At 67.6% G+C, this 11,519-nt stretch carries 13 protein-coding genes; 7 read left to right on the top strand and 6 right to left on the bottom strand.

All coding sequences use genetic code 11. The annotated features are described in order from the left end of the window. The first annotated feature begins 202 nt into the window (after positions 1–202). The 4 genes from uvrB (at position 203) to V8J38_RS03615 (ending at position 5,408) form a co-directional block, all read left to right on the top strand. A complete protein-coding gene (gene uvrB, locus V8J38_RS03630) occupies positions 203–2,524 on the top strand; it encodes an excinuclease ABC subunit UvrB (RefSeq protein ID WP_422388313.1) in 2,322 nt (773 codons plus the stop codon). 872 nt (positions 2,525–3,396) lie between these two features. Then, positions 3,397–3,747 carry an endonuclease domain-containing protein gene (locus V8J38_RS03625; protein ID WP_338577940.1) on the top strand — a complete coding sequence of 117 codons (351 nt, stop codon included), beginning with the start codon at positions 3,397–3,399 and terminating at the stop codon, positions 3,745–3,747. Between the two features lie 1,031 nt (positions 3,748–4,778). Further along, complete coding sequence (locus V8J38_RS03620; RefSeq protein ID WP_312218601.1) at positions 4,779–4,967, top strand: hypothetical protein; 189 nt, start codon at positions 4,779–4,781, stop codon at positions 4,965–4,967. Positions 4,968–5,081: 114 nt separating this feature from the next. Continuing rightward, positions 5,082–5,408, top strand: coding sequence for a hypothetical protein (locus tag V8J38_RS03615; protein WP_291779225.1), 327 nt, complete (start codon positions 5,082–5,084; stop codon positions 5,406–5,408). Positions 5,409–5,526: 118 nt separating this feature from the next. On the opposite strand, the gene V8J38_RS03610 is transcribed toward V8J38_RS03615, so the two are convergent. The 6 genes from V8J38_RS03610 to V8J38_RS03585 all read right to left on the bottom strand — a co-directional run bounded on the left by V8J38_RS03610 (position 5,527) and on the right by V8J38_RS03585 (position 8,455). Then, on the bottom strand, positions 5,527–5,817 hold the full coding sequence (locus V8J38_RS03610) for a GNAT family N-acetyltransferase (RefSeq protein ID WP_338577938.1): 291 nt from the start codon (positions 5,815–5,817) through the stop codon (positions 5,527–5,529). A gap of 82 nt (positions 5,818–5,899) precedes the next feature. Beyond that, positions 5,900–6,217 (bottom strand): hypothetical protein, encoded by a 318-nt coding sequence (locus V8J38_RS03605; RefSeq protein WP_338577937.1) that lies wholly within the window; start codon positions 6,215–6,217, stop codon positions 5,900–5,902. A gap of 13 nt (positions 6,218–6,230) precedes the next feature. Continuing rightward, positions 6,231–6,605, bottom strand: a complete 375-nt coding sequence (locus V8J38_RS03600; RefSeq protein ID WP_313041158.1) for a serine/threonine protein kinase — start codon at positions 6,603–6,605, stop codon at positions 6,231–6,233. Between the two features lie 57 nt (positions 6,606–6,662). Continuing rightward, on the bottom strand, positions 6,663–7,052 hold the full coding sequence (folB, locus tag V8J38_RS03595) for a dihydroneopterin aldolase (RefSeq protein ID WP_003166109.1): 390 nt from the start codon (positions 7,050–7,052) through the stop codon (positions 6,663–6,665). Further along, positions 7,049–7,585, bottom strand: coding sequence for a 6-pyruvoyl trahydropterin synthase family protein (locus tag V8J38_RS03590; RefSeq protein ID WP_338577935.1), 537 nt, complete (start codon positions 7,583–7,585; stop codon positions 7,049–7,051). The genes folB and V8J38_RS03590 overlap by 4 nt, the downstream gene beginning before the upstream one ends. An 81-nt stretch (positions 7,586–7,666) precedes the next feature. Next, positions 7,667–8,455 (bottom strand): SDR family NAD(P)-dependent oxidoreductase, encoded by a 789-nt coding sequence (locus V8J38_RS03585; protein ID WP_338577933.1) that lies wholly within the window; start codon positions 8,453–8,455, stop codon positions 7,667–7,669. Positions 8,456–8,609: 154 nt separating this feature from the next. Here V8J38_RS03585 and V8J38_RS03580 point away from each other — a divergent pair, with 154 nt between their 5' ends. From V8J38_RS03580 to uvrC, 3 genes are read left to right on the top strand one after another with little or no spacing between them, the layout of a single operon-like run. Next, the gene (locus V8J38_RS03580; RefSeq protein ID WP_338577932.1) at positions 8,610–9,083 is read left to right on the top strand and encodes an NUDIX domain-containing protein; all 474 of its coding nucleotides are present in this window, start codon (positions 8,610–8,612) and stop codon (positions 9,081–9,083) included. A gap of 8 nt (positions 9,084–9,091) precedes the next feature. Further along, positions 9,092–9,538, top strand: coding sequence for a DMT family transporter (locus V8J38_RS03575; protein WP_338577930.1), 447 nt, complete (start codon positions 9,092–9,094; stop codon positions 9,536–9,538). A gap of 16 nt (positions 9,539–9,554) precedes the next feature. Beyond that, positions 9,555–11,453 carry an excinuclease ABC subunit UvrC gene (uvrC, locus tag V8J38_RS03570; protein ID WP_291779196.1) on the top strand — a complete coding sequence of 633 codons (1,899 nt, stop codon included), beginning with the start codon at positions 9,555–9,557 and terminating at the stop codon, positions 11,451–11,453. Positions 11,454–11,519 lie beyond the last annotated feature (66 nt).

The following is an 11,519-nucleotide window of genomic DNA, read 5'->3' as shown; positions in this document are numbered from 1 at the left end:
CGCGCAAACGCCGGGTTCGGACCTATATTCCGCCCTTTTCAACCACATTTTGCCCAATTATGTTCTCAACATGTCGGATTTGCCTCATTTATGGCGACGATTGAGCCGAAACACGTCAGCTCGTCGTTCAACCTGTGGTAGCGGGAAGGCTACGCGGGGGCGCTTCCTGCACTAGCGTCTTGGGAACGCGCGCATTACCTTGATGTTCATGGCCCGTTCTCCTGCGAAACCGACCAAGCCCGTCCACACGCCCAATCCCGGTCTCAGCGAGGCGCCCGTCGCCTTCGACCACGGTCGCGCGCCCGCCTTCGCGCCCGTGAACGGACCGCGCCTGACGCCCGAGGAGGCGCCCGCCGCCCCCGCCGACTGGGTCCCCCACCGCCCAGATCGGCCGACCAACAAGAAGCGCATCCCCTTCCGGCTGGAGACGAAATACCAGCCCGCCGGGGACCAGCCCTCGGCCATCGCCGAACTGGTCGCCCAGGCGGACGAGGGCGACCGCGAACAGGTGCTGCTGGGCGTCACCGGCTCGGGCAAGACCTTCACCATGGCCAAGGTGATCGAACAGACCCAGCGCCCGGCCCTGATCCTGGCCCACAACAAGACGCTGGCGGCCCAGCTCTATTCCGAGTTCAAGGCCTTCTTCCCCGACAATGCGGTCGAGTATTTCGTCAGCTACTACGATTACTACCAGCCAGAGGCCTACGTCCCGCGCACCGACACCTACATAGAAAAAGACAGCTCGATCAACGAGCAGATCGACCGGATGCGCCACGCGGCCACCCGCGCGATCCTGGAGCGGGACGACGTCATCGTCGTCGCCTCGGTCAGCTGCATCTACGGCATCGGCTCGGTCGAGACCTACACCGCCATGACCTTCAACCTGAAGGTCGGGGACCAGATCGACGAGGCCAAGCTGCGCGCCGACCTGATCGCCCTGCAGTACAAGCGCAACGACGTCCATTTCGAGCGCGGCATGTTCCGCAAGCGCGGCGACACCCTGGAGATCTTCCCCGTCCACCTCGAGGACCGCGCCTGGCGCATCAGCCTGTTCGGCGACGAGATCGAGGCCATCGACGAGTTCGATCCCCTGACCGGCAAGAAGACCAATGCGCTGGACGAGGTCACCGTCTACGCCGCCAGCCACTACGTCACCCCGCGCCCGACCCTCAATCAGGCCGTCAACGGCATCAAGGCCGAGCTGAAGGAGACGCTCGACTGGATGGTCGAGAACGGCAAGCTGCTGGAGGCCCAACGGCTGGAGCAGCGCACCCGCTTCGATCTGGAGATGATGGAGGCCACCGGCTCCTGCGCCGGCATCGAGAACTACAGCCGCTGGCTGACCGGCCGCGCGCCGGGCGAGCCGCCGCCCACCTTCTTCGAATACATCCCCGACAACGCCCTGCTGTTCGTTGACGAGAGCCACGTCACCGTCGGCCAGATCGGCGCCATGTTCCGCGGCGACTACCGCCGCAAGTCGACCCTGGCCGAGTACGGCTTCCGCCTACCCTCCGCCATCGACAACCGCCCGCTGAAGTTCGAGGAATGGGACGCCATGCGGCCCCAGACCGTCTTCGTCTCGGCCACCCCCGGCGCCTGGGAGCTGGACAAGACCGGCGGCGTCTTCACCGAACAGGTCATCCGCCCCACCGGCCTGATCGACCCCCCGGTCGAGATCCGCCCCGTCTCCGGCGCGACCCGCAACCAGGTCGACGACGTCATCGACGAGGTGAAGGCCACCGCCCGCGCCGGCTACCGCTCCCTGGTCACCACCCTGACCAAGAAGATGGCCGAAGACCTGACCGAATACATGCACGAACAGGGGGTGCGCGTCCGCTACATGCACTCCGACGTCGACACCCTGGAGCGGATCGAGATCCTGCGCGACCTGCGCCTCGGTTCATTCGACGTGCTGATCGGCATCAACCTGCTGCGCGAGGGCCTCGACATTCCCGAGTGCGGCCTGGTCGCCATCCTCGACGCGGACAAGGAGGGCTTCCTGCGCTCGGAGACCTCCCTGATCCAGACCATCGGCCGCGCGGCGCGCAACGTCGACGGCCGCGTCATCCTCTACGCCGACCGCATGACCGGCTCGATGGAGCGCGCCATCGCCGAGACCGACCGCCGCCGCGAGAAGCAGCAGGCCTACAACCTCGAACACGGCATCACGCCCGAGACGGTCAAGCGCGACATCAAGGAGATCCTCGAGAGCCCCTATGAGTCCCGCGACCTGGACCGCCTGACCCGCCCCGGCGTCGCCGAGGAGGCCAAACCCTTCGTCGGCTCCAACTTCCAGGCCGCCCTCAAGGATCTGGAAAGCAGGATGCGCGACGCCGCCGCCAACCTCGAGTTCGAGGAAGCCGCCCGCCTGCGCGACGAAATCAAGAAGATGAAGCTCCTCGACCTCGAATTCGCCAACGAGGCCCTGACGGGCGCCGGCGAGGAGGTCGACAAGTCCGCCCCCAAACGCTGGCGGAAAGAGGCGGCGGCCGAGAAGGCGGAGGCGTTCAGGAAGGGGCGGTAGAGACGATCTCGATGCAACATTTGCGATGAATTAGGTCACACAGTTTCGTGTTGCCAATTCGTTCCCAACACCAGATGTTGGGGTCACGACCGATTCAGACGTTGTGCTGAGACATGACTAGGCGATCTGGAGACCCCGATGGCTTGCAACGGTTTCAATCATCCGCCCGACTGCACATGCTCCTTTCGAGGTGGGCATCCTGGCTCGCACTCGCCGCCGCGCTCCGTTCCGGCGACGCTACTAGGCGACCTTGCGCCGACTACTGTTCGACTTCCCAAACAACAATCAAGACCCTGCCCTAGGTGCGGGTTGCCAACCATTTTCTTGAAAGCTCCCAACGGGGGCTATTTCCGCGTTGCTGGCGATGGGTCATTTCTAAAGCACAGTTGTCCGAAATCTGTGCCAACGGAAAAGCTGAAATTTAGACGGGATAAGGCCGAGCGAGATTGGTTTCCGATCACGGCGCGAACAATGAGTACGTCCGGCCCCGACCAAGTCCTGCAGATTTCCAGCTTGCTCGAAGGCACCCCATTTTGCGCAAGGCTTGAAGACGGCGTTCGGATCGACACAAGCAAGCCTGCACTTGGCCGATGGTTAGCAGAGCCCAACACATTTGAGATTACTTACCGCAACGCTGAGACAGGAACTCTCAGCGACTTGAGGATCCGCGCGTATCGCGAGTAGGCACCCTTCTCCCCTTGCGGGAGAAGGTGGCAGCCGAAGGCTGACGGATGAGGGGTCTCGCAACGCCTGCCGACAACCGGCCTTCACCCAACCGCCAGGACCCCCTCATCCGCCCCTGCGGGGCACCTTCTCCCGCAAGGGGAGAAGGGACGCTTTTCGGCAACTGAGATACGGGTTAGCGTCAGTTCATGGACGACTGGCTGCACTCCCGCGCCAAGGCGATGCGTCGCGAACCCGCCCTCTATGAGCGGCGGTTGTGGGCCATTCTGCGGGACCGGCGGCTGGAGGGTCTGAAGTTCCGGCGGCAAGTCGTGATCGGGCGCTACGTGGCCGACTTCGTCTGTCTGCGTCATCGCCTGATCGTCGAGGCCGACGGCCCGCACCACGACGATCGCGCCGAGGACGCCGCCCGCGACGACTTCCTGCGCGGAGAAGGCTTCCGCGTGCTGCGCTTTCCCAACCCGCAGATCGAGAACCGCCCCCACGAGGTGCTGGCGGCGATCATTGCGGCGGCGGACAAAAAGCTGACGCGCGACTGATCCTTCTCCCCTTGCGGGAGAAGGTGGCCGAGCGGAGCGAGGTCGGATGAGGGGTCGCGCTGTGGGTGGATGATCGCCTTCGTCCTCTGTCGAGAAACCCCTCATCCGGCCCTGGCGGGCCACCTTCTCCCGCAAGGGGAGAAGGACGAACCCGCCTACCGCCCCGCCCCAAGCTCAGCAAATCCCCGCCTTTCGCCTTTCGCCATCCCCTTTCAGCCCGCCCTGCTTCCCCGCCATGCCACCCTGCCCTCGTTCCGTCGCATGGAGGGCTCGTGAGGCCTGCGACCTTGCGGGCGGCGGGAGCGGATGGAGCGGGGTTCTTGTCGGACCGCGCGGCGTCCGTCGCGACGGCCGGTCGAGGGCGGGAGCCCAGCGGCGCGTCGGGCGGAGCGCGCCGGGCGGTCCAGGATGCGAAGGGCGGCGATGCGGGCGAACGCCGGCGCCGACGCCCGGCTTGCCGAGCTCGACGGGCGAAGGTCGCCACAAACGACCTCAAGCAGCCCGAAGGGCGTTAGGTCGCTCAAGACGACCTCGGTAGGCCGCCTCTAGACAAGAAGCCGACGGAGCCTAGCGACGGGGCGTTCGACCCGTCCGCCATAGAGGCTCCGGCCAGGGTCGCGGGGGTTACGCGGACCGTTCCGGGAGGCCTGTCGCAAGCAGGCCCCCGCCCGCCGCGGGCGCCGGGGGTAGCCGATAAGACCGGCGCCTGCCCCGAGCTCGTGGAAGCCCGTCCGCGCGGGGCGTCTGTCGGCGTCGAAACGGTAACACACATCACACTCCGGGCGTCGGCCCGGCGCTCCGCCCAGCCCTCCAACCGCCCGCCGAAAGGCGCGGCGGCCAACCGCGTTCCTTCTCCCCTTGTGGGAGAAGGTGGCCCGTCAGGGCCGGATGAGGGGTCTCGCCGCGGCCCGATTTCGGACCGTCATCAGGCGTCCAGAAACCCCTCATCCGTCGGCCTTCGGCCGCCACCTTCTCCCACAAGGGGAGAAGGAACGCCTGCGCCGACCGCTCAGCTAAGGAAAGCAAACCCCATGACCCGTCCCCGACCGCCGCGCGCCGCTGCGTCCCCGCCTGTCCCCGATGACGACGACCGCCCCCTGCATCCGGCCGAGGAACGGCGGCTGCGGCGCGAGCTGGCCAGCCGCATCGACCATCTGTGGGCCATCGCCGAGCGGCGTCGCGCGCGCTGGGCCGCGCCGCCCTTCATCCCCGATTCATGAGGCCCGGTTCATGAGGCTTACGGGCAACATGGCGGCGCGCCCTCGAGCTTGGCCGCAAAATGGGATGCGACCTTGCGGCGAAAATGCGGCATGGTGCGTTAAGGAGAGACGCCGATGACCAAGTCCAGCAATGAATCCGACGCCCGCGCCGCCCTGCGCGTGGTCTCCTCGCCGGAAGCCGAGGTCTATGACCTGATGCGCGCGCCCGAAACCACCGCCGAACGGGTCAAGCGCCTGCAGGCCGAAGCCCGCGCCCTGGCGCTCGAACAGGTCGAGGCCCTCGAGGTCGCCCTGTGCAAGGCCGCCGACATGGCCAAGGAGATCGCCGACGGCGGCGACGCCTATCCCGTCGGCGCCCGCGAACTGGCCGCCCGCCTGGTCGCCGACCTGCCGTCCAAGGCCGAGACCATGAAGGCCATCGTGGCGAAGAGTCATTCCTGATCGGCCGCGGTCAGAAGGCTCCGCCTTCTCGACCCGACGCGGCCTGGGCGCTTCGCACCGCGCCTCCCTTCAACGCCGTCATCCTCGGGCTTGACCCGAGGATCCAGGAGGCGCGCCGCTACGCCCCCACTACGTCTTCGTACTCGGGATGGCGCTTCAGCCAGGCTACGGCATAGCTGCAATGCGGGATCAGGATCAGCCCCTCGGCGCGGGCGTGCTCGGCCAGGGCCTGCATGAAGCGGCCCGCCGCGCCCGAGCCGCGCAGGGCCGGGTGGGCCTCGACGTGCAGGATGACGCGGGCGCGGCCGCGCACCGCATACTCGGCCCAGACGGGATGCTCGGTCCCGTCCGCATCGGCGAACATCTGCTGAAAGCGGCGGTCGGCGGCGTGGTCTTTGAAGGCGGGCACGGCGGCTCCTCCCGAATGGATCAGTTCAGGCCGGCCGGTCGCTCAGCAGGGCCAGCAGACCCAGAACGCTTTTCACCGTGAACTAGATCGACACCAGCAACAAAAGAAGCCCGAACAGCAGAAGGAACGGAATCCCGATCAGGAAGGCCGAGGCCACGGCGCTGACCGCCACCAGCACCCACAGGACGGCGCTGATCCAGAACACCGACCAGAACAGCCTGATCTGCGCCTCGACGTGCTGGGCCGCCAGCCCCGTCGCCGAGCCCCGGTTCACATAGGCCAGCACCAGTCCGACCAGCACCAGCACGTTCGCGCTGGGGATCGACAGGATGTAGAGAATCCACGCCACCACGGCGCCGTCTCGGCCCGCGACCGGCGCGGCGGTGTTCTGATCGCTCATGACGGCGGACCTTTCAGTAGAAGAGACGACGCGGCTCGGCGATGGGCCGCCCGGTCAGCAGATCCTTCAGCCCCAGGGCGCCGCGCACGATGGTCCAGACCGCCATGACGAACAGGACGAAGACCCCGACGTTGACCAGGATCAGCACCGCGCCGGCGATGATGGCGCACACCGCCGCCAACAGGGTCCGCTGCTGGAAGACGAAGTGGCTGCGCAGCATGGGATCGGCGGGCGCCGGTCGGCGCCACACGCGCAGCAGGCCGATCGCCGCCGCCGCGCCGAAGGTCGGCGCCGCCAGCAGGATCAGGGCGTAACCGGCATAGAGGCCCGTCAGGTCGGCCGAGACCTCGCCGCCGCTATTGCTGCTGTAATCGCCGGACTGGACCATCGGAACCTCTTGTCAGGCCGGGATGATGGCGGGACGAACGGCCTCGCGCAACCGGCCTCAGCGGGAATAGGCGACTTCGCAGGCGGCGGCCGCCGCATCGGGAATGGCGCCGGGCTTCTCGACCCGCACGACGACGTTCAGCACGCGGGGATCGGCCAGGCAGGCGACGGCGGCGCGCTCGGCGAAGGTCTCGATCAGGGCGATGTGCGGCCCCGCCGCCAGCTCGCGCACGATGCGGGCCACGCCGTCATAGTCCAGCGTATCGGCCAACCGCTCGACCGGGGCGGCGCCCAGGTCCAGCTCGACGTCCACCACCAGGGGCTGCAGCCGCCCATGCTCATGATCATAGAAGCCGATGGAGGCCTCGACCTTCAGGGCGCGCACCATGACCTTCAGGCCCAGGCGGCGCGGTTCGACGGACGGCAGGGGGGTGACGACGGCGCTCAAGACCAGGTCTCCGGCGGCAGAAGATCATTGATGCTGAAATCCGCCCGGTCGCACCAGGCGCCCAGATCCCAGGCCCGCTCCGCCTCGGTCAGACCGCGCGTCAGGACGGTGTTGGTCGGCGTCTCCTCGATGCCCAGCTCGGCCAGGCGGAAGGGCAGGCCTTCGGCTTTGAGGATGGCTTCCAGCTTGCGCCACAGGGCGATGACCAGGGCCTCGGTCGTCGGATCGCCGTCCACGGTCAGCACCTGGTTCAGGCGATGCGGCTCATGCTGCTGGAACCAGGCCAGCAGAGAGTCGGCGCGGTTCAGCTGGAAGGCGTGGTCCAGGCTGCGGTCGACAAAGCCGTGCCAGCGCGCCTTCAGCCGCTCGAACGAGGCCGCGTAATTGGCCCCGCCGAAATCGATCTCCGCCGTCGGCTCCAGCGTCACCGTCACGAACTCATTGTGCCCATGCGGCACGGCGCACTTCGACCCCGCATCGGCGATCAGCCGGTGCGCCATCGAGAAGCGACGAGTGAAACGGACAGCGGGCATGAGGGTCTCAGATGAACGGCGGCAGCTAAAGCACCAACCTATCGGCAAATAAAGGTCATGTGGCGGCGAAGCCGACGAGGCTCAGGCGAACTCCAGGTCTCGGTCGCGGGGCGTCAGGCCGGCCCCGGCGTCCACCACCAGGTTCTGGCCGGTCAGGCTGCGCGTCGTCAGGATGAAGGTCAGGGCCGCCGCCAGGTCCTCGACCGCCACCGGCCGCTTCAGCGGCGTGGCCTCGGCCCCGGCCTCATAGTCGGCCTCGGGCCAGCCGGCCGAGGGCAGGGTCAGGCCCGGCGCGATGCCGCAGACGCGGATGCGCGGCGCCAGGGCCAGCGCCAGAGCGCCGGTCATATGGGCGATGCCCACGCGGCTGACCGTATAGGAGAAGAAGTCGGGGTTCGGAGCCGTGACCTTATAGTCCAGCATATTGACCACCACGCCCCCCTCCCCGTTCTCGTCCCCGTCCGGCAGGCGCGCGGCGAAGTCGCGGATCAGGGCCAGGGGCGCCAGAACGTTGACCTCGTGATGAAGGCGTAAATCCGCCTCCTGGAAGGTCTCCAGCTGGTCATAGACGAACAGGGAGGCGTTGTTGACCAGCGCCCGCAACGGCCCGAAGGCGGCGGCCTGGTCGATCAGGGCGGTCCGCGCCGCGGCGTCCGTCAGCTCGGCCTGGACGGCGACGGCGCGCCGCCCCATGGCCTCGATGGCCTGAACGACGCCCTGTCCGCCGTCCGCGTCGGAACGATAGTGGACGACGACGTCATAGCCCGCCTGGGCCGCCGCCTTCGCCAGCACCGCCCCGATCCGGCGCGAAGCGGCCGTGACCAGCGCCACGCCTCGAGACGAGGCGTCAGCCGACCTGGGATCAGTCAACCCGGCCGAACTCGAAGTAGTTGAAGGCGGCGATGACGGCGATGAAGGCGAAGATGATGGCGATGGCCAGCATGATGGGTCTCCTGATTTTGTCCCCGAATAGGGGCAAGCGCGCCCCTGTTCAAGCCGCCCGACGACAGCCTATCGTTCGCGCATGGCGAACTGGCGCACCCGCATCGAACCCTTCACCCGTCCGCTGTTCTTCGCCTGGTCGCGGATGAGCCGAGGCATGACGCTGGGTGTGCGCGGCGCGGCGGTCGACGACGAAGGCCGGGTGCTTCTGGTCAAACACACCTATCTGGAGGGCTGGTGGCTGCCCGGCGGCGGGGTGGACAAGGGCGAGACCACCCAGGCCGCCGTCGTCCGCGAACTGCGCGAGGAGGCCGGGCTGATCGTCAGGAGCGAGCCGCGCCTGCTGTCGGTCCACTCCAACGAACGCTTCTTTCCGGGGGATCACGTCCTGGTCTTCCGCATCGACGCCTTCGACATGACCGAGCGGACCAGCCACGGCGAGATCGCCGAGATCGGCTGGTTTCACCCGGATGCGCTGCCCGAAGACACGACCCGCGCCACCCGCGCCCGACTGGCCGAGATCTTCGGCGACGCCGCGCCCGATCCGAACTGGTGAGACCATCGATGCAGCTTCCCGTCCTCGCCCTGCTGGCCATGATCCTGGGCGGCGCCGCCACCGCCCTGCAGGGACCGACCAATGCGCGACTGGCCAGCGCCGTCGGCTCGCCGGTCAATGCGGCGCTCGTCTCCTTCGCCGTGGGAACCGTCGCCCTGGCTCTCGTCGCCGTGACGCTGCAGGCGCGGCCGGACGTGCAGGCGATGAAGGCCCTGCCTGCCTGGGCCTGGCTGGGCGGGCTCTACGGCTGCGTCTTCGTGGTGGCCGCCGCCTGGGGCGTGCCCAAGATCGGCGTGGCGCTGACCATCACCCTGATGGTCGCGGGCCAGTTGGCGTTGAGCCTGATTCTCGATCATTTCGGCGTCATGGGCGTGCCGCAGCAGCCGATCAGCCTGACGCGCATCGCCGGCGTGCTGCTGGTGATCGGCGGGGTGCTTCTGGTCCGGCGCGGCTGAGCCTATATCCCGGCTGATGACCGACCCGACGCCCGACATCCCGGAGACGCCCGACTCGCAGGCGAACGCCCTTCCGCTTCAGGCCGCCGAGCTGATCGCGGACGAGGCCCGGCGCGCGCCCGACAAGCCCGGCGTCTATCGGATGTACGGCGAGGACGGCGCCTGCCTCTATGTCGGCAAGGCCAAGTCGCTGAAGAAGCGGGTTGTCCAGTACGCGCAAGGCCGCTTCCACACCCAGCGCATCGGCCTGATGGTCAGCCTGACCCGCTCGATGGAGCTGGTGGTCACGGCGTCCGAGACCGAGGCCCTGCTGCTCGAATCCAACTTCATCAAGAAGCTGAAGCCGCGCTTCAACGTCGTCCTGCGCGATGACAAGTCCTTCGCCGAACTGATGATCCGTCGCGACCACCGCGCGCCCCAGGTCAGGAAGCATCGCGGCGCCCACACCATTCCCGGCGACTATTTCGGCCCCTTCGCCTCGACCTGGGCGGTCAACCACACGCTGAACACCCTGCAGAAAGCCTTCCTGCTGCGGTCCTGTTCGGACAGCGTCTATGAGACGCGCACCCGCCCCTGCATGCTGCACCAGATCAAGCGCTGCTCAGCGCCCTGCACCGGCCTGATCTCGCTTGAGGACTACGGCGATCTGGTCACCGAGGCGGAGCAGTTCCTGCGCGGCAAGTCGCGCGCCGTCATCGGCCGCCTGTCGCAGGAGATGCAGGCGGCGTCGGACGACCTGGACTTCGAGACCGCCGCCCGCGTGCGCGACCGCATCCGCGCCCTGTCGGCCATCGCCATGGAGAGCAGCGTCAACGCCGACGGGGTGGCCGAGGCCGACGTCTTCGCCCTGCATTCCGAGGGCGGTCAGGCCTGCGTCCAGGTCTTCTTCTATCGCGCGGGCCAGAACTGGGGCGGCCGCGCCTATTTCCCGCGCGTGGACAAGAGCGACAGCGACCCGGAAATCCTCGCCGCCTTCCTGGGCCAGTTCTATGAGGACAAGCCGGTCCCGCGCCTGATCCTGTCCAACGTCCGCCCGCACGAACTGGAGTTGCTGGAGGAAGCCTTCAGCATGAAGGCCGGACACCGGGTCGAGATCGCCCGCCCCCAGCGCGGCGGCAAGGCCAGCCTGGTCGACCACGCCCTGACCAACGCCCGCGAGGCGCTGGGCCGCAAGCTGGCCGAGAACTCGGCGCAGGGCAAAATCCTCGACGAGGTGTGCGAGGCCTTCGGTCTGGACGCCCGACCCGAGCGGATCGAGGTCTATGACAACGCCCACATCCAGGGGACCAACGCCGTCGGCGGCATGATCGTCGCGGGGCCCGAGGGCTTCCGCAAGAACCAGTACCGCAAGTTCAACATCAAGGGCGAAGACCTGACGCCCGGCGACGACTACGGCATGATGCGCGAGGTCATGCGCCGCCGCTTCGGCCGACTGGTCAAGGACGAGGAGGCCGGCGAGGCGGTGGAGCGCCCCGACCTGCTGCTGATCGACGGCGGGGCGGGTCAGCTGGCCGAGGTGCTGGCCGTCATGGCCGATCTGGGCGTCGACGACATCGCCGTGGTCGGGGTGGCCAAGGGGCCGGACCGCGACGCGGGGCTGGAGAAGTTCTTCATGCCGGGCAAGGCGCCCTTCATGCTGCCGCTGAAAAGCCCTGCGCTCTACTACCTGCAACGCCTGCGGGACGAGGCGCACCGCTTCGCCAACGGCGCCCACGCCAAGCGCCGCTCGATGGACATCAAGAAGAATCCGCTGGACGAAATCGAGGGCGTCGGGCCGGGACGCAAGAAGGCCCTGCTGCACGCCTTCGGCTCAGCCAAGGGGGTCAGTCGCGCCTCGGTCGCCGATCTGGTCAAGGTGGACGGCGTCAGCCAGGCCCTGGCCGAGCGCATCCACGGCTTCTTTCACAAGTCCTGAACCAGACGCATTTCGGCCAGCGGCGTTTTCGGGTTGAGCGACGAACCGTCGCGGGTCTAAGGGCTA

It is taken from the genome of Brevundimonas olei, from assembly GCF_037055245.1.
GTDB lineage: Bacteria > Pseudomonadota > Alphaproteobacteria > Caulobacterales > Caulobacteraceae > Brevundimonas > Brevundimonas olei.
Note: the sequence above shows the minus strand (reverse complement) of the source record. Positions and strands in the feature narration are given on the sequence as shown.

Excerpts from the sequence above, each read along its gene's own strand:
- uvrB (WP_422388313.1), top strand. The coding sequence starts at position 203 with ATGTTCATGGCCCGTTCTCCTGCGAAACCGACCAAGCCCGTCCACACG.
- V8J38_RS03600 (WP_313041158.1), bottom strand. The coding sequence starts at position 6,605 with ATGGTCCAGTCCGGCGATTACAGCAGCAATAGCGGCGGCGAGGTCTCG.
- V8J38_RS03615 (WP_291779225.1), top strand. The coding sequence starts at position 5,082 with ATGACCAAGTCCAGCAATGAATCCGACGCCCGCGCCGCCCTGCGCGTG.
- V8J38_RS03580 (WP_338577932.1), top strand. The coding sequence starts at position 8,610 with ATGGCGAACTGGCGCACCCGCATCGAACCCTTCACCCGTCCGCTGTTC.
- V8J38_RS03575 (WP_338577930.1), top strand. The coding sequence starts at position 9,092 with ATGCAGCTTCCCGTCCTCGCCCTGCTGGCCATGATCCTGGGCGGCGCC.
- V8J38_RS03590 (WP_338577935.1), bottom strand. The coding sequence starts at position 7,585 with ATGCCCGCTGTCCGTTTCACTCGTCGCTTCTCGATGGCGCACCGGCTG.
- uvrC (WP_291779196.1), top strand. The coding sequence starts at position 9,555 with ATGACCGACCCGACGCCCGACATCCCGGAGACGCCCGACTCGCAGGCG.
- V8J38_RS03605 (WP_338577937.1), bottom strand. The coding sequence starts at position 6,217 with ATGAGCGATCAGAACACCGCCGCGCCGGTCGCGGGCCGAGACGGCGCC.
- V8J38_RS03625 (WP_338577940.1), top strand. The coding sequence starts at position 3,397 with ATGGACGACTGGCTGCACTCCCGCGCCAAGGCGATGCGTCGCGAACCC.
- V8J38_RS03620 (WP_312218601.1), top strand. The coding sequence starts at position 4,779 with ATGACCCGTCCCCGACCGCCGCGCGCCGCTGCGTCCCCGCCTGTCCCC.